Below are 16,567 nucleotides of genomic sequence, written 5' to 3' on the forward strand. Positions count from 1 at the left end.
ATTTGGGAATTAAGAATTAACCACCAACCGCTGTTCTCAATTGATCGATGAACGGATTAGCAAAAATCAGGAACAGACCAATACCAACACCAATCATTGGAACCGCATCCAGCAGACCAGCAATCAGGAACATGCGAGTTTGTAATTGTGGCGCCAGTTCTGGTTGACGAGCAACAGATTCCAGGAAACGGCCGCCTAGCAGACCAAAGCCAATAGCAGTACCTAAAGCACCAAAAGCGATCAGAAGAGCTGCTGCGATAGCGGTTAGACCAACTACGAGTTCCATATGTAATACCTCAAAGGTTAGGTTTATAACAAAAACAGGTGATTCATTAAACAATATAAACAGCACCCAGCCTGATTAAAGCCGGGTGCTGAACATTAATGCTTTTCGCTTGCCATGCTTAAGTAAACGATGGTCAGCATCATAAAAATAAAGGCTTGCAGGGTAATAACCAGAATGTGGAAAATTGCCCAGGGCACAGACAGCGCCCACTGAATCCAGAATGGCAGCAGGGCGATCAGGATAAAGATCAGCTCGCCGGCATACATGTTACCGAACAGTCGCAGTGCCAGTGATATTGGACGCGCCAGAAAGGTAACCAGTTCCAGAATCAGGTTGATTGGAATAAATAATGCTTTAAGCACCGGATTTTTTGGATTGAACGGGTTTAATGCCAGTTCACTCGCAAAACCGCCAATGCCTTTTTCACGGATGCTATAAAAAATGATCAGCGCAAAGACAGACAATGACATGCCCAGTGTGATGTTCGGGTCAGTGGTGGGTACCACTTTGAAATACACATGGTGCGGATCCATGCCAAACACACTGGAACCTACCATCGCGGCAAGCTGCGGAATGAAATCCACCGGAATTAAGTCCATGGTGTTCATCAGCAGGATCCAGACAAAAATCGTCAGGGCCAGCGGTGCAATCAGGCGGGATTTGCCATGGTAGGTTTCCCTAACACTGGTATCCACAAACTCAATGATCATTTCAATGGCTGACTGGAACTTGCCGGGTACGCCAGTATCGGCACGACGGGCAGCCAGCCAGAACATCAGGCAAAAAATAATTCCAAGAGTAACAGACCACAACATGGAATCCAGATGAATGGCATTAAAGCCCATTTGCTGTGCTTCAGCACCAGTTTCAGCCACTTTCCATGTACCGTCCGGCATTTTGCCATAGGTCCAGTTAGTCAAGTGATGCTTGATGTACTCTGTCGAAGTCAAGGCGTGTTCTTCAGCCATAAATCGCACCCAATTATTAAAAAACGAACCAATACCAAAACCAAATAAAGGAAAGTGATGAATGACGCGTACTGCTTTTCATCTCGTCACAATCCCAAAGAATTTCTTGTTACCTAAATCACAACTCTAAAAAACTCAGCACCCGCATGGTGTTACCTGACATTCTGCATTCAAGAACCAGGCTATTTTTTAGCCTGCCGGCGTGTTGCCCAGAGGGGGTATAGCCACGCTACGGCTTGCACCAGTACAAAACCACCCAGCAGGGCTGGCATTGACAGGGGTGAAACACTGCGAAAAATTACAATAAAACCAACAATAACAATAACAAACTTGCCTATCATTCCTTTATACATTGCGCCTAAAATCTGCTTTGAGGCACGGGCACCTGCCTGACGAAAGGCCTGCCAGGCAAAATAGGCACTGCCTATCCAGCACAGCAAGGCACCCAAGCCTGCACTCTGGGCTGCAACCCATCCGGCAATACAATAGGCCAGCAATGATGAAATGGGTATTACAACTGCCTGAGCAATCGTCAGGCCTCGTGCTAGACGTCGATCAACCAGTACAGTGGGCTGATGCATAATGAATCTTCTGGCTACGGTTGAATACACACTGGCAGGTTCGACCGACACTAAAATTTAAAGCAGAACCTGACAAAATTTGACCACAATACTTTTAAGCGCGAGCATTATAGTGGTGCAAACCCAAACATGCAATCAGTTCCATATCGGCAAGCATTGTATTTTAGTATGAATCCGATAGGCGAAAAGGCCTGCTTTTATTTGCCAATTTAAGTTTAGGTTAAGTTTTGACGCAAACCGCTATATCTTGTGCCAGTTTTTGCCAGCCAACCACAAAATCTTGTTCACCACTCATGATTTCATCAATGGTCTGTACTTTTACCGGGTGCAGCCGCTTGAGTGTGGCCGGATCTGCATGACCTTCAGCCAGCAAACACATGGGGTATATGGTGCCATTTTTTAGCTGTGGCCGCTGTTGTTGCAGCCAGGCCAGTTGTCGGATCGTAGGTGGCAGATCATGTTCAACAGTTAAACTACCCTTAAAATTGAGGTTTAAGCTGCGCTCCAGATACTGGTAGGCATCATGGTAGGCCCAGTATGGTCTGGCCACCGGTGAACGATACTGATTGGCCTGTGCCATCAACCGTTGGCCAAAGGCTTGTGCATTGTGCTGGTAACGGCTGGCATACTGTGGAAACTGGCGCGCCCGTACTGCTGCAATGGCGTGCGCAATGCCCACGGCATTGGCAGGTTCAAGCCATAAGTGGGGATCTAGTGAGTTGGCAAAAATCTTGCCCTGTGCATCACGCAACGGCAGACGCTTAAATGCCTTCAGGTCAAACAGGGCCATTGCATTGGGCTGGCCTTTTAGCACCGATGCCAGGGGGGCTTCATATTGCGCGCCAAACCACAGTACAAAATTGGCTTGCTTTAAGCGCTGGCGGTCCGCAGGGCGTAACTGCACATCATGGCCGGACTGGTTAGGCGGTAGTAGCAGTACCGGTTTTTCAATACCTTGGGTTACTGCCTGTGCAATCAGGTATAACGGATGGGTGGTGACTACCATGCCCGTAACAGGAAGGCCTGAACCCGAGGACGCTGCCGTGCTTTGCCCTGAAGGTGCCCGTGTTGCGGCAAGGCTGCTGTTTAAGCTCAGGGAATTGAAGCTTAACACCAGTAAGGCAATGACTAAAAAGCGCATATCTTCCTCAAGCTACCTGCTGGTTTTACCTCAGCTTAAGGCAGTGAAATCTTAGTGAATTAAAGGGTAGCATGTTATACTATTACGTTTACTAAAAAAGCAACTGCCGTTTTTGTACTACAGCTTTTTTTATCAATAGTATGTGACAGGCAGGCTGGCTTTAATATTAATGGTTGCCCAAGGAGGCGCGCATGAGCACCTGTTCCCATATGCATGATGATGCACTGCATGGCGTTCATCAGGCGGCCGATGACCAGCAGGCTATTGCGCAGCGCTTGCTGGAAGCTGAGCAGGCCTGTAGCAGTACAGGTTCGCGCCTGACTCCCTTGCGCCGTGAGGTGCTGGAACTGATTCTGCTGGCCAATACGCCGATTGGTGCCTATGATCTTTTGGCCAGAATGAAACGGGAGAGTGAACGTCCGGCAGCACCCCCTACAGTTTACCGTACTCTGGAATTTTTGTTGGAACAGGGCTTTATTCACCGGCTGGCTTCCATTAATGCCTATATTCCCTGCTGTCATCCGCGTGCCGGGCATCAGGCGGCTTTCCTGATTTGCCAGAACTGTCATCAGGTACAGGAAACCTCGGCCAGCCCCCTAATGGACAGTCTGGCTGAGGTAGCGGCCAGCGGTGGCTTTACCGCACAGCACAGCATGATTGAAATTGCCGGGCTATGCCAGAATTGCCAATCATGACTGTCCCGCCCCTCATCCAGCTTAATAACATTTCGGTGCAGTTTGAGCAGCGTTCAGTGCTTAAGCAGGTTGACCTTGAAATTGCGCCACAGGAAATCGTGAGCCTGATTGGCCCCAATGGTGCAGGCAAGTCCACACTGGTAAAGGTGATTCTGGGTATTCAGCGTATTGGCGCAGGCCAGCTGATCCGCAAGCCCGCTCTTAAAATTGGCTACGTGCCGCAGCGCTTTAATCCGTCCAGCAGCCTGCCATTACGAGTGATGGATTTGCTGGAAGTTCCCTACTGCAAGCCCGATTTTTTACAGCAGATTGTGGGCGAAACCGGTATTGCGCATTTACTCAAGCGTCAGGTGCAGCAATTGTCCGGTGGTGAGCGTCAACGGGTCTTGCTGGCGCGGGCCCTATTGAAAAATCCACAGTTACTGGTGCTGGATGAACCCATGCAAGGGCTGGATATTCAGTCGGAAACCGAGCTGTATGCCTATGTACGTACCTTGCCTGAGCGTTATGGCTGTGCCGTACTGATGGTATCGCATGATTTGCAATGGGTGATGCAGGGCACCCAGCGCGTGGTCTGCCTGAACCATCATATTTGCTGTAGCGGCTCGCCCAGTGATATTCAGCAGCATCCGGCTTATCAGGAATTGTTTGGCAGCCAGCGCATTATGTATCAGCATCACCATGACCACTGTGTGCATGGTGAAGTCACCCATAACCAGTGTGGTAGCACGCCGCATATTCACCCTGAACCTGAACTGTAAAATGGACAAACTTTAAGATGGATTGGCTGATTTTATTGGCTCCGGCCTGGGTTATGGGGGGCTTGCTGGCGTTTTTAACTGCACCGCTGGGTTGCCTGATGTTGTGGCGACGCATGGCATTTTTTGCCGATACCATGGCGCATGGCACCCTGCTGGGCATTGCCATGGCGGCGTTTCTGGGCCTGCCCTTGTGGCTTGGCGTTGGCTGCCTGTCTGTCTTGCTGGTGGCAATTTTGTGGATATTGCATGATGCCCGCTTGCCCAGTGATGCCCTGCTGGCACTATGTTCCTCGGCCCTGCTCTGTAGTGGCCTCCTGTTCATTCAATACTTGCCAACCCTGCGGCCTGAATTGCTCAGCTACCTGTTTGGTGACTTACTGTCGCTGGACTGGCCGGATATTCCGGGTCTGACTGCGGCAGTTGTGGCTGGGGTACTGGTGCTGCTATATAACTGGCGTCATCAGTTGCGCTTGGTGACTGATGCCGATATTGCTAGCAGTGAAGGGGCTAAAGCGGGCCTGCAACGGCTGGTTTTCATGTTATTACTGGCCTTGTTTACCGTACTGGCCTTACGGGCTGTGGGTTCGCTACTCATGGGCGCGCTGCTGATTATTCCGGCATTAACGGCACGCCTACTGGCACATTCGCCTAGGCAAATGGTGCTATGGGCGTTTGTCTGGGCACAAGTGGGCATTGCCGGAGGGCTTTGGGGTAGCGTGTGGCTAAATAGCTCAACTGGCCTTGCGATTGTCCTGTGTATGGCAGCCTGTTTTGCCCTGATTTTTCTGGGCCAGAAAACCTTGCGCCACTTAAAGCTGATTTAAGCCAAATGCCCTGTATAACATGTCCTTTATTGATAATAGTATTTTGATTAAAAGGGGTTGGTTGCAGAATTTTTCATCGGCACTACCTTAATAGACGGATGATCAAACTACCTTTTCAGATCAAAACTGACCGGCTCAAAACTGCCTAGACCAAGGCTGGCCAGTGTAAGCACTGGTTTGCTTAAAACCTGTTATTTTAAAATTAGGAGTCTTGCCTGCCATGCCAGCACAATCGGTAATCTTGCCCTTACCTTCGGTTCATGCCCGCTTTCTGGTGATTAAAACCCAACAGCTGGAGGTGGCACGCATTAAGGCGCAACTCCAGCATTTTCTGGATACCCGTGACCGCCTGCTGACCCAGCACACCCACCAGAATATCAAGGTCGCGATTGCGTTTGGGCCGGAACTATGGGCACGGCTGCATAACAAAATGCCGCCTAACTTTAGTCCATTGCAGGAAATTACTGGCGCAGCCTTTGATATGCCGGTGGTGCCTGCTGATATTTTCATTCACATTGCCAGTGAGCGTGCCGACATTTGCTTTATTCTGGCGCAGGCTGCTTTGCAGGGTATCCGTAATGATGTCAAGGTAGTGGATGAAATCACCAGCTTCCGTTATATCGATAACCGTGATTTAACCGGCTTTATTGATGGTACGGAAAACCCGCAAATGGCTGATGAGCGCGCCGAAGTGGCTTTACTGCCAGAAGAGAGTGGTGTGTTTTGCGAAGGCAGTTTTATTTTTGCCCAGCGTTTTGTACATGATCTGGATAAATGGAACAAACTGCGCACTACCGCACAGGAAGATGTATTTGGCCGCACCAAGCTGGACAGTGTCGAACTGCCGGATGACATCAAGCCCAAGAATGCGCATATTTCCCGGGTAGTGATTGAAGAAGACGGCGAAGAACTGGAAATTGTGCGTCACAGCCTGCCCTATGGCGATGCCAGTGGTGACATGGGGCTGTTTTTTGTGGCTTATACCAATGACTTAAATATTATTAACCGGATGCTGGCGCGGATGCATGGCAAAACCGAAGATGGTTTGCATGACCGCTTGCTACACTTTACCAAGCCGGTGAATGGCGCCTACTTTTTTGCACCCTCGCAGGAATTGCTGGAACAGATACTGGAAGCTGACTAACTTTAGCGTACTGTTAAGCAAAAAAAGGACAGCAATTGCTGTCCTTTTTATTTAAAGGTTTTTTAAAGCGCAAGTGCTGGCCTTATGGCTGCGGTGACTGCACAAACAACAAGGTAAAGCGCCGCGCAACTGGCAATACAACCAATACGGTGGGAAAGGCCACAATCCATGAAATCAGCCAGGTACCCAGCCAGATTCCCAGCAAGTCAGGCTGTAGGCCCAAACTTTTCAGGGTACTGATCAGGGAAACGATGGCGCTCATCATGCCAGATAAAATCAGCGGCATAATGACCGCCATATAACGGGCAGGCAATTTTTTAAATTTTGACGCTGGTGTGATCATTACTGGTTTTTTTGGGGTTAATGCCATTTTAATGCTCCATAACCGCTTTAATCATTCATACGTTGATTCACGTAAACGTTTACGGCAATTGAGAGATTGCACGCCCACTATAATGTTATTATCCAAAAAAAGATATATCTATTTCTAGAGTAAAGTTAGAGGAGTTTTGCTGCTGTGTCAGACGAGACTGCCCTTTTTTACGCCAGATTTGCTATATTGTGCAGCTTTCCGTTTTTGCATTTTGATCACTTATGAACACTGCGATCCAATCCGCACTTGATACTGCCATCGACAGCCTGAAACAGCAGGGCGTTTTGCCACAGGACTTTCAAAATAACAGCAGCTTGAGCCGAACCCGTGATCGCAGTCATGGTGATTTTGCTTCCAATGTGGCCATGATTGCCGCCAAGGCAGCCGGACAAAAGCCACGCGATCTGGCGACTCAAATTCTGGCTGCCCTGCCGCAGGTGGATGTGATCAGCAAGGCCGAAATTGCAGGCCCCGGTTTTATTAATTTCTTTTTAAATGATGACCAGCGCTTTGCCGTACTGGATCAAATTACCAGCCAGACCAGCCAGTTTGGCCGTAGCCAGCTGGGTACGGGTAAAACAGCACAGGTTGAGTTTGTGTCGGCCAATCCCACCAGTAGCCTGCATGTGGGTCATGGCCGGGGTGCGGCCTATGGCATGACGGTTGCCAACCTGCTGGAAGCCATTGGCTGGACAGTGCAGCGTGAATACTATGTCAATGATGCTGGCCGCCAGATGGACATTCTGGCCACCAGTACTTTTTTGCGCTATCTGGAATTGTGTGGCCAAAGCCCGACTTTTCCCAGCAATGGTTATCGTGGCGCATATGTGACCGATGATATTGCCCAAAAAATCTTTGCACAGTATGGCAACCAGTTTAACCGTCCGGTAGGCGAGCTATTTGCCAATGTGCCAAGCGACGCCGAGTATGCCCCTGAGCTGGACAAGGATGGCAACAAGGTGCTGCTGTCTGGTGACAAGGAAAAGCACATTGATGGCCTGATTGCCAATGCACAGCAATTGCTGGGTCAGGACGACTACTATCTGTTTCACCAGACTGCGCTCAAGGTGATTTTAGATGACATTAAGGATGACCTTGCTGATTTTGGCGTGACCTTTGACCAGTGGTTTAGTGAAGCCACCTTAAAGGATGACATTGCCAAGGCACTGGCAGTGCTGGATCAAAACGGCTTTTTGTATGAACAGGATGGCAACATCTGGTTTAAATCCACCAGCTTCGGCGATGAAAAAGACCGCGTAGTCAAGCGTGCCAACGGCCAGACCACTTACTTTGCGGCTGACATTGCTTACCATTTAAACAAGTTCCAGCGTGGCTTTGATGAAGTCATTAATATCTGGGGTTCAGACCATCATGGCTATATCAGCCGGGTTAAAGCTGCCATTGATGCACTGGGTTTTGACTCTAAAAAGCTGACCGTGTTGCTGGTGCAGTTTGTCAGCCTGTGGCGTGGCAGTGAAATGGTACAAATGTCCTCGCGTTCTGGCCAGTTTGTCAGCCTGCGTGAGCTGCGTGAGGAAGTGGGCAACGATGCAGCACGTTTTTATTATGTAATGCGCAAGAGCGAGCAGCACATTGATTTTGACCTTGACCTGGCAGTGTCGCAAAGCAAGGACAATGCAGTGTATTACATCCAGTATGCGCATGCCCGGATCTGCAGGCTGTTTAATAACTTTAGCAGCCAGCTGGGTGAAATTAACAGGGCTGAACTGAATGGGTATAAAGCCCAACTGGGCAGTGAAGCTGAAAGTGAATTACTCACCAAACTGGCGGCTTATCCTGATGTACTGGCCCGCGCTGCCCAGCAGTATGAGCCGCATCAACTGGGCAATTACCTAAAGGAACTGGCCGGGCAATTACATGGCTGGTATGACACCCACCCCATTATCAAGATTTATGCAGAACAGCCGGAACTGGCCAAAGCACGTCTGTTATTAGCATATTGCGTACAACAAGTGCTTAAAAATGGGTTATCTTTACTGGGTGTCTCCGCCCCTGAGACCATGTAAGCAAGGCACTGCCCTTAGGGAATATATTACTCAGGTCGCAAGACTGAAAGCTACACCTGAGGTGGGTCATGTAATAAGGTGTAAAAAGGCAAGCGATCGCAAAGTACTGCTTTGCATCGCTGCCAGACAAGAAATCCCGCTTTTGGGTCAGAAAAATAGTTGTTCAGTGAGGAATAAACTGTGTTTGGCAAAGCTCCACGGGGCGCGACCCAGCGTCCACCGGTTAAAGAACCCAGCAACCAGAAATTGATCCCTGGATGGCTTTGGATGATTTTCGGCATGCTGTTGGGGCTGTTTATTATGATGCTGCTGTACTTGTGGCAGCCTTGGCGTCCGGCCAACCGCCCGATTGATGCGACGCAGCCCACCAGCACAGAATCCAGCGTGGATGAAACCAACCAGGATTACCAGTTTTATGACTTGCTGCCCAAACAGCAGGTTACGCCGGTGCCTGATGAAGCCGTACCGGCCAACTCAACCAGCGCTGCTGACAATATTATTGTGGCACCTCCCCCTACCCCTGCAATAGAACCCGCGGTGCAGGATACGGTAAATGCAGACAATAGCGATCCGGTAGAAATCACCAGTGCAACCACACCCCAGTATATCCTGCAGGTAAATAGCTACCAGAACCCGGATGATGCTGATGCACGGCGTGCCGAAATCCTGCTGGTAGGGCTGCCCGCCGATGTACGCCAAAGTACACTGGCTGATGGCTCAACCTGGTTTCGGGTGGTTTCCGGGCCATTTGCCAACCGGGCCGAGGCGCTTAATGCCCAAAGCCTGCTGCAAAATACCGGCATTGATTCACTGGTGGTAGAACAGCGCAAGTAAGTCCTACAGGCAGCGTATTAAAAAGCCGGCGCATATTGTCCGGCTTTTTTTATTTTTCCAGATAGCCGGTAATCATTTCTGTGAGTTCCTGCTTGATATCCTGCTCACTGTACTTGCTAATACCCTGCGAGCAATAGTTCATGATGGTTTGTATCGTGCTATTGACCACAATAAATACTTTAAGCTCTAGGCGTTCTGGCGATTGTCCAGTATAAAACTTGCCCAGAATGTACATGCAGAGTTCAGAAAAATGCGCTTGCAGGATTTGAATGGACTTCTGGCCATTTAAGCTATGCCAGTGACGCAGGATTTCAAGATAGTAGCCATTGTTGGCCTGAAGTTGTTCAAAGCCAAAGTTGATACTGGCCGTAATCATGCTTCTTAAATCTGAAAAGCTCTGACACAGCACAAACTGTTTAAAATCCTGACCCAGCTCATGGCTCTTGTATTCCAGCAGGCTCTCAATAATTTCCTGCTTATTGCTAAAGTACTGGTAAATGGAACCGACGCTAATGCCCGAATGTTCAGAAATCTTGGGCGTGGTCAGTTCTTCCAGACCATATAAGCCAATATAGTTTTCTGTCGCCTTTAAAATCCGGTTAACCAGTTCCCTAGCCCGTTTTTGCTGTGGCTGCTTGCGCATCACCCTAACCCTCCCTAGTTATTCATCCCCAATGAACTAATTTCCAAGTATTTGAAATTTGAAGCATTTAATTACTTTACATCTCAACCTGGCACACCCAAAAATGCTTTTTCAAGAAAGCGAATATATATTCGACTTATAATACGGTCATGACAATAGCCTAACCGCTCAATTGCTTAATTTTTCACTTTAATTTAAAAATTTTTGAGATGCTTGAGCAAAACTTAACAGTGGCAGCAAGTTTTTATTATTCAGTGGTTATGTTAACAATAACCTAAAGGTTTTACGCATTAGCCTTTAGTCGTAGATAAAATTTTAACCGGGTCAATTAGACCCATGAAAACTATGGGTTATAGCAATGCAATTCACATTACATCATCATCTGCTTTGCGCATGTGTCTTCATGCTTTATGCGGCCTAAACTTTAAATGGACTGTGGTTTAGGCCATGTAGCGTTATGAGGTTTCGCCTTAGTTTTTAACCCTCATTAAATAATCAGCCAATGCGGCATAGGCAGGCAATGAAATCGGATCATTGGCGCTATTGGCTGCTATGGGATGGGAGGCAAAACGAACAATCACCATTTCAGCTTTGGGATCAATATAAATGGTTTGCCCATGCACACCACGCGCTGCAAAGGCACCATGCGTATTACCCGTATGCCACCACATATCCCGATAAGACCAGTTGGTTAACTCCGGATGATCACCTTTGGCAAAGGCTACTTTGCTGCCACCTGCTGCAATTTCCTTAACGGCCTGCGCAGGGATAACCTGCTTGTCGTGCCAGCGACCATGATTGCGAATTAACTCACCAAACCGTGCCATATCGCGCAAGCCTGCATTAAAACCACCTCCCGCAAACGGTACGCCCAGCTCATCTACTGAATAATAACTGTCCTGTTCCATACCCAGTTTGTTCCAGATACGCTCACTCAGCAACTGATTGACCGACTGTCCACTGGCACGTGCTACCAGCCAGCCAGCCAGATCAGCATTTGGGGTTTTATAACCAAAAGCTTCACCATGCTGACCTGACTTTTTAACTGTTTGTAAGGCTTGATAATACCCAATAGCGCCTTTATACCCTTGAGGTTTTGGCAACGGGTTACCTGCGGCTGAATAACTCCAGATTTCCGCCTCTGGATTGGCGTAATCTTCACTAAATTGCAGTGAAGTAGTCATATCCAGCACTTGCCGCACCGTGGCATCTGCAAAAGCAGAGTTTTTAAGGTCCGGAATATAATCAATGACCGGTTTTTTATCATCAAGCTTGCCTTCTGCCACCAATATGGCAGCCAATGTGCCTGTCAATGATTTGGTGACTGACATGGCCGCATGTTGCTTGTCGGGCGTAAGTGCACCCATATAGCGCTCGTACACAATATGTCCTTGATGCAACACCACAATGCCATCGGTATAATTGAGTGCCAGTGAATCCTGCCAGGTTATATCCTGCTTGCCCTGTAGCGGACGAAATTTAAGCGCATCAATTTTTGGGTCAAGCTGATAAGCCAAGGTAGACGGTGTACCCAATCCGCGTGACACATTCACGGTTGGCATAAAATCACGCATGTGCACCACGCTCCAGCGCATAGCAGGAAATTCAAAAAACGAGCCATCGGCAAATTTCAACTGCTTATCCTTGGGAGGCGGAAAACCCTGCATCCAGCCCATGTTGACAGGATCACTGTCCTGTGCCGATAAATACTGCGGCTTGGTTGGCGCTGCATGGGCATACAGTTGTGTTAATAAACCAGAGGCACCCAGTATTAGTGGTATCGCACATTGCAGCCAGTTCGGGGATTTTATTGTTCTAGTTAGCATGAGTTGCTCCTTACCGTAACTGCATGATGAGAATGCCAGTTGTGTTTTTCATGGATTTGAAATATTCCATAGCAAGCGAATAACTTACTGCAATTTAGTTTTTCTGGTGTAACACTGGCTATGGCGATATCAATGCTCTTAGGTTGATAGCACACTTATATCTTGGGGTTCTTGATTTTTTGTTGGCCGGTTGTTTTCGTTGGCTGAATATTTTTGTTTATACAATCGTTTAGCGCTTATTACGCTTTTAGTATTGAACGTGCTTAGCAAACACCTATATCTGGTTGGCTTAATAATGATTTAGGGTTTATAACTCTTTCAAATATAATTTTATTGAATAGCGATCAGGCAGTGCGCCAGTGGACTTGGTTGCTGTCTTTAGGCTATCGCAGGCTGTGAATTAAAATCATTGCGAAGTTTAATAAATATTAATTTTTATAAGGTAAGTTTATATTTTTAAATGGGTTTTAATAAAATCGCAAAAGCAGCAGGAATTTTCCCACTGCCTTTGCCTGAGTATTACTTAGCACTACGCTGTTGCAACTTGGTACCAAATGCCACCACCCTTTGATAGCCAGCTGGCATGATACGCTGAATCAACTCCAGTACCTTGGCATCATTACCAATCAGCAAACGGCGGTCATTTTTACGTACTGCTTCCAGAATCTGGCGTGCGGCTTCTTCGGGTGGGGTACGCAGCAGCTTGTTAAACTGCTTGCCTGCTTTTTCCGGGTTCATGCCCAAACTGCGGATGCTGTCATTCATGCGTGCTGCATTGGCAATATTGGTACGGATGCCGCCCGGATGCACACAGGTTGCACTCACGCCATTGTTCTGGATGTCCAGTTCCTGACGCAGGGCTTCGGTAAAGCCACGCACTGCAAATTTGCTGGAGTTATACGCACTTTGGGTAGGCTGTGCAGTCAGGCCAAACAAGCTGGAAATATTAATGATATGGCCTTCACCGCTGGCTTTTAAAAGTGGTAAAAATTCCTTGGTGCCATAAACCACACCCCAGAAGTTGATGCCCATCATCCATTCCAGCTCGTCATAGCTCATGCCTTCAACAGTACTGCCCAGTGCGACACCGGCATTGTTAAAGATCAGGTTAACCTTGCCATGATCCTGTACCGTTTGCTCAGCCCATGCCTTGATGGCTTCGCGGTTGGCCACGTCCAGCTTGACAGTGGTTACCTTGACCGGATAGCTGCTCACCAGCTCAACAGTTTTGGCCAAACCCTGCTCGTTAATGTCACTGAGGGACAAATGCGCACCTTGCTTGGCCAGCAATACGGCCAGCTGTTGACCAATACCTGAACCTGCGCCAGTAATGGCAGCCACTTTATTGTTAAAATCTTTCATACTGAACGTTCCTGTTTAAACCGGATCACACGGCGTCTGAGAAAACCTGCTTAATGGTTAAGCACTATAATTTTGACAATAGCTATTGTCAATAAATATTATGCCTGTGTGGTATGCAAGACTAATCCATTGTTAGCGCATGTCGATGGCAGGAATTTTCAAAACCCATTGCCCCTCAATCAGTTTTAACAGTAAGGACACTACCTCCAGCCTAAATTCAGCAAAAAATCAGGGACTTTAAAATATTGCCCCCTTGCCTAGGATTGCCGGGTGATGGTTAAAACCACCGCTGCAATACGCTCGGCTCCGGGATAATCCTGCTCATTGAGTTCTTCGGCAAAAATATCGGGATCAAGCAACTGGTAGTTAACGGAAAATTGTGTCCCAAAGGCCTTTAAATGCTGATGCACAGCCTGTTGCAACAAGTCCTTGCCATGCGCAATGACCACCCCGGTATACAGTAGCAAGCTGCCCTGCAGGCTAAGCCGTGGCAACGATTGCTTGACAATATTCAGCGCCAGCTCCGCACCCAGCAAGTCACCCCCGTGCCGGTATAATCGCTGGTGACGATCCACCAGATAAGGCGGATTGGCAGTAATCAGGTCAAACTCCCCATCCACCTGTTGCAGCAGATTACTGTGTATGGCCTGCACCTGCGCTGCACCATTCAGGCTGGTATTGATCGCACCATAGGTTAAAGCCAGCGGATTAATATCAGCCGCCAGAATCTGGGCTTGCGGGGCATAATGCGCAAGTGAAATGGTGGCTGGCGCTGCACCACTACATAGTTCAATTGCCCGTTGAATATCAGGCTGATACTGGTTGAGGTGGTGTTGCAGTGCATAAATAAAACGGTAGGTATCTGGCCCAAAAAATACTGCATTTTCCTCAGCCGTGGGATAAGCCGAATGCACCAGTAAATGGCCATCCAGACTGGATACCCGAATCTGGCTACACCATAAGTTCTGTTTTTGGGTGAGCAGTTGATTGTTAAGCAATAACTTAAAAATAAAATCGGGCAGCAAGCTGGACTTAAATGGCAATGACCAGCCAAAAATATCTGTAATATTAGCAGCTTGAGTTTTATGGCTACGCTTGAGGTAGGCACTGTGACTGGCTGGACTAATGGTTGTAAAGTGATAAGTCTGGCTTTGTAGCCAGTGTAAAAATTGCCTTACATCCTGTTGTAGTCCCGTGACACTGTGTTGTAAGGCCTGCATCTGGTTCATCTGCTTTTTTTCCTGTTAAGGCATGATTTTTAAAAGGGAAACCGCTAAGTACCATCGAACTGCCGGGCATGCAACGTAACAGCAACGCTCATAATGCCAAGCCTGTACCACAAAACTTTACACCCTATTTTTTAAAATAAAGCTGTAATCATGTTCAGGAATTGTAGTAGGAACAACAAGATGCTAGCTTTGCAAAAGAATATTTTGAATCATTTCTTTTTGGGGAAGTTGCCCAGCAGCATGCCACATGCAGAGGCAGCACCACCTCAAACCTATCGCCAGTTTTACCAGACTTTTTTACAGGCTTATCCCGGGGCGTCTACCATTCGTCAGGCCAAGGATTTTTTACAGCAGCAACTGGGCTGGGTGGCCAAACAGCATTGTGACCTGCCGGAAAACCCGGAAGATTTACCACAATGGATGCAACAGCACACTGAGCGTACTGGTTACGCCTACCAGCAGTATTTAAAGTCACGCAAGCAGGGTGCGCCGCGCCGTTATTTTGCCAATAAGAGTGAAGCACTGCTGTTTTTACAGCACATTGAACCCACCAAACGGGTAGATGGTTCATGGCTATATGGCACTTTGCAATCATGGCATGATGTCAACTGCCACCAGTTAATCCGTACCTATCTGGATGAGCTGGGCAATGGCCTGTCCGCGCAAAACCATGTACTGCTTTACCAGCAGTTGATGTCAAAAGAAGGCATTCCGCTGGCCACCAATCTGCCGGATGAATATTACCATCAGGGTTGTATCCAGCTGGCACTGGGCTTGCTGGGGCAGGATTTTATGCCGGAAGTGATTGGCTTTAATCTGGGCTATGAACAAATGCCACTGCATTTGCTGATTACTACCTATGAGCTGGATGAACTGGGCATTGACCCGTATTACTTTAGCCTGCATGTTACAGTGGATAATGCCCATAATGGACATGCCCAGCAGGCGGTTGAAGCCGTGTATGCCATGCTGCCGCTGTTTAAGGAGCGTGATGAGTTTTACCAGCGGATCCGACGTGGCTACATGCTCAACAATCTGGGCATGAGCACTGAACAAATTATTGAGCGCATTGACCTTAAAGAAGCCATTACCGATGTGTTCAAACACAAGGCCGTCGTGGGCCAGTTTGCCCATGGTAACTATTGCCGTCTGGCAGGCCGTTCGATTAATGAATGGCTGGCCAGCAGTGATGAAATTGGCCGCTTTATAGAAGTACTGGAAGAAACCGGCTGGATCAAGCGCCATGAAAACCCTGAAAACAGTCGTTTCTGGCAACTGATTCATGGTGAAAAAGCCGTGATGTTCGGGGTATTTAGCCATGCCGAGCAGCAAATTATTTATGACTGGATTGCTGGTGACTGGCTGAACAGTAGTGATGCACCGCGCATTCGCCGCTACCGGGCTGTACACCGCCATGTGGAGATTGCGCCCTCACAAACCCTGACAATCCAGCAAGCGCTTAACAGTAAAAATGCTGATCTGGCTGATCTGGCACAAAAACTGGTTGAGCGTGATAATTCTGAACAGGCATTTTACCTGCTAATGCCTTATCTGGCACCCTCGCTACATACCAGTGTGGTGGGCTTATGGGCCACCCAGCAGTTTGTTGGCCTGTTGAATCAGGAAGCCAACTTGCCAGTGCAGTCATAATAGACTGCAACATAACCAGGCCAGTTCTTTCGCCGTAACCCTTTTGATAATGCATCAGCTTATTGATTAAAAGGGTTACGGTTTTTATGTTTTTGGCAGTAGGTACAACGGCAGATATTTAATACCTGCCTCATCAAGTGAACTAACGTGTGCTGTTAAACACCCTTTATTTTCGTCTGTGTTTTATAGGCACTGTTTCATACTGGCGTGTTTTCCAGAAACC

16 protein-coding genes are annotated in these 16,567 nt (G+C 48.0%); 7 read left to right on the plus strand and 9 right to left on the minus strand.

Annotation, left to right across the window (positions count from 1 at the left end; all coding sequences use genetic code 11):
- Positions 1 to 16 precede the first annotated feature (16 nt).
- The 4 genes from atpE to BKE30_RS13190 all read right to left on the minus strand — a co-directional run bounded on the left by atpE (position 17) and on the right by BKE30_RS13190 (position 2,976).
- Positions 17 to 286 (minus strand): F0F1 ATP synthase subunit C, encoded by a 270-nt coding sequence (atpE, locus tag BKE30_RS13175; protein ID WP_026471668.1) that lies wholly within the window; start codon positions 284 to 286, stop codon positions 17 to 19.
- Between the two features lie 95 nt (positions 287 to 381).
- Positions 382 to 1,254 (minus strand): F0F1 ATP synthase subunit A, encoded by an 873-nt coding sequence (atpB, locus tag BKE30_RS13180; protein ID WP_076879045.1) that lies wholly within the window; start codon positions 1,252 to 1,254, stop codon positions 382 to 384.
- 182 nt (positions 1,255 to 1,436) lie between these two features.
- Positions 1,437 to 1,835: an ATP synthase subunit I gene (locus BKE30_RS13185; RefSeq protein WP_076879046.1), complete on the minus strand. Its 399-nt coding sequence runs from the start codon at positions 1,833 to 1,835 to the stop codon at positions 1,437 to 1,439.
- A gap of 220 nt (positions 1,836 to 2,055) precedes the next feature.
- Entirely contained in the window at positions 2,056 to 2,976 is a 921-nt protein-coding gene (locus BKE30_RS13190; RefSeq protein WP_076879047.1) for a metal ABC transporter solute-binding protein, Zn/Mn family, read from the minus strand.
- Between the two features lie 191 nt (positions 2,977 to 3,167).
- Here BKE30_RS13190 and BKE30_RS13195 point away from each other — a divergent pair, with 191 nt between their 5' ends.
- The 4 genes from BKE30_RS13195 (at position 3,168) to BKE30_RS13210 (ending at position 6,400) form a co-directional block, all read left to right on the plus strand.
- Entirely contained in the window at positions 3,168 to 3,671 is a 504-nt protein-coding gene (locus tag BKE30_RS13195; RefSeq protein WP_076879048.1) for a transcriptional repressor, read from the plus strand.
- On the plus strand, positions 3,650 to 4,432 hold the full coding sequence (locus BKE30_RS13200) for a metal ABC transporter ATP-binding protein (protein WP_076879049.1): 783 nt from the start codon (positions 3,650 to 3,652) through the stop codon (positions 4,430 to 4,432). Before BKE30_RS13195 ends, BKE30_RS13200 begins: the two co-directional genes overlap by 22 nt.
- A gap of 17 nt (positions 4,433 to 4,449) precedes the next feature.
- A complete protein-coding gene (locus BKE30_RS13205; RefSeq protein WP_076879050.1) occupies positions 4,450 to 5,256 on the plus strand; it encodes a metal ABC transporter permease in 807 nt (268 codons plus the stop codon).
- Between the two features lie 220 nt (positions 5,257 to 5,476).
- On the plus strand, positions 5,477 to 6,400 hold the full coding sequence (locus BKE30_RS13210; RefSeq protein ID WP_076879051.1) for a Dyp-type peroxidase: 924 nt from the start codon (positions 5,477 to 5,479) through the stop codon (positions 6,398 to 6,400).
- Positions 6,401 to 6,482: 82 nt separating this feature from the next.
- Here the strand turns inward: BKE30_RS13210 and BKE30_RS13215 are convergent, their stop codons facing one another.
- Positions 6,483 to 6,770, minus strand: coding sequence for a DUF2798 domain-containing protein (locus BKE30_RS13215; protein ID WP_227518409.1), 288 nt, complete (start codon positions 6,768 to 6,770; stop codon positions 6,483 to 6,485).
- Positions 6,771 to 6,994: 224 nt separating this feature from the next.
- On the opposite strand from BKE30_RS13215, the gene argS reads away from it, so the two are divergent.
- Both argS and BKE30_RS13225 read left to right on the plus strand, forming a co-directional pair.
- Entirely contained in the window at positions 6,995 to 8,800 is a 1,806-nt protein-coding gene (gene argS / locus BKE30_RS13220; protein WP_076879052.1) for an arginine--tRNA ligase, read from the plus strand.
- Between the two features lie 180 nt (positions 8,801 to 8,980).
- Complete coding sequence (locus BKE30_RS13225; RefSeq protein WP_076879053.1) at positions 8,981 to 9,634, plus strand: SPOR domain-containing protein; 654 nt, start codon at positions 8,981 to 8,983, stop codon at positions 9,632 to 9,634.
- 49 nt (positions 9,635 to 9,683) lie between these two features.
- On the opposite strand, the gene BKE30_RS13230 is transcribed toward BKE30_RS13225, so the two are convergent.
- The 4 genes from BKE30_RS13230 to BKE30_RS13245 form a co-directional block, all read right to left on the minus strand.
- Positions 9,684 to 10,277, minus strand: a complete 594-nt coding sequence (locus tag BKE30_RS13230) for a TetR/AcrR family transcriptional regulator (protein WP_076879054.1) — start codon at positions 10,275 to 10,277, stop codon at positions 9,684 to 9,686.
- A 470-nt stretch (positions 10,278 to 10,747) separates the two neighbouring features.
- Positions 10,748 to 12,103: a serine hydrolase domain-containing protein gene (locus BKE30_RS13235; RefSeq protein WP_083698582.1), complete on the minus strand. Its 1,356-nt coding sequence runs from the start codon at positions 12,101 to 12,103 to the stop codon at positions 10,748 to 10,750.
- A 519-nt stretch (positions 12,104 to 12,622) separates the two neighbouring features.
- The gene (locus BKE30_RS13240; protein ID WP_076879055.1) at positions 12,623 to 13,465 is read right to left on the minus strand and encodes an SDR family NAD(P)-dependent oxidoreductase; all 843 of its coding nucleotides are present in this window, start codon (positions 13,463 to 13,465) and stop codon (positions 12,623 to 12,625) included.
- Between the two features lie 257 nt (positions 13,466 to 13,722).
- Positions 13,723 to 14,694: a methyltransferase gene (locus BKE30_RS13245; RefSeq protein WP_076879056.1), complete on the minus strand. Its 972-nt coding sequence runs from the start codon at positions 14,692 to 14,694 to the stop codon at positions 13,723 to 13,725.
- A 180-nt stretch (positions 14,695 to 14,874) separates the two neighbouring features.
- Between BKE30_RS13245 and BKE30_RS13250 the strand changes: the two genes are divergently transcribed.
- On the plus strand, positions 14,875 to 16,344 hold the full coding sequence (locus BKE30_RS13250) for an iron-containing redox enzyme family protein (protein ID WP_083698583.1): 1,470 nt from the start codon (positions 14,875 to 14,877) through the stop codon (positions 16,342 to 16,344).
- Positions 16,345 to 16,567: the final 223 nt, after the last annotated feature.

This window comes from Alkanindiges hydrocarboniclasticus (assembly GCF_001982605.1).
Lineage (GTDB): Bacteria > Pseudomonadota > Gammaproteobacteria > Pseudomonadales > Moraxellaceae > Alkanindiges > Alkanindiges hydrocarboniclasticus.

Coding starts and splice junctions, on each gene's coding strand:
- atpE (WP_026471668.1), bottom strand. CDS start 286: ATGGAACTCGTAGTTGGTCTAACCGCTATCGCAGCAGCTCTTCTGATC.
- atpB (WP_076879045.1), bottom strand. CDS start 1,254: ATGGCTGAAGAACACGCCTTGACTTCGACAGAGTACATCAAGCATCAC.
- BKE30_RS13185 (WP_076879046.1), bottom strand. CDS start 1,835: ATGCATCAGCCCACTGTACTGGTTGATCGACGTCTAGCACGAGGCCTG.
- BKE30_RS13190 (WP_076879047.1), bottom strand. CDS start 2,976: ATGCGCTTTTTAGTCATTGCCTTACTGGTGTTAAGCTTCAATTCCCTG.
- BKE30_RS13195 (WP_076879048.1), top strand. CDS start 3,168: ATGAGCACCTGTTCCCATATGCATGATGATGCACTGCATGGCGTTCAT.
- BKE30_RS13200 (WP_076879049.1), top strand. CDS start 3,650: ATGCCAGAATTGCCAATCATGACTGTCCCGCCCCTCATCCAGCTTAAT.
- BKE30_RS13205 (WP_076879050.1), top strand. CDS start 4,450: ATGGATTGGCTGATTTTATTGGCTCCGGCCTGGGTTATGGGGGGCTTG.
- BKE30_RS13210 (WP_076879051.1), top strand. CDS start 5,477: ATGCCAGCACAATCGGTAATCTTGCCCTTACCTTCGGTTCATGCCCGC.
- BKE30_RS13215 (WP_227518409.1), bottom strand. CDS start 6,770: ATGGCATTAACCCCAAAAAAACCAGTAATGATCACACCAGCGTCAAAA.
- argS (WP_076879052.1), top strand. CDS start 6,995: ATGAACACTGCGATCCAATCCGCACTTGATACTGCCATCGACAGCCTG.
- BKE30_RS13230 (WP_076879054.1), bottom strand. CDS start 10,277: ATGCGCAAGCAGCCACAGCAAAAACGGGCTAGGGAACTGGTTAACCGG.
- BKE30_RS13235 (WP_083698582.1), bottom strand. CDS start 12,103: ATGCTAACTAGAACAATAAAATCCCCGAACTGGCTGCAATGTGCGATA.
- BKE30_RS13240 (WP_076879055.1), bottom strand. CDS start 13,465: ATGAAAGATTTTAACAATAAAGTGGCTGCCATTACTGGCGCAGGTTCA.
- BKE30_RS13245 (WP_076879056.1), bottom strand. CDS start 14,694: ATGAACCAGATGCAGGCCTTACAACACAGTGTCACGGGACTACAACAG.
- BKE30_RS13250 (WP_083698583.1), top strand. CDS start 14,875: ATGCTAGCTTTGCAAAAGAATATTTTGAATCATTTCTTTTTGGGGAAG.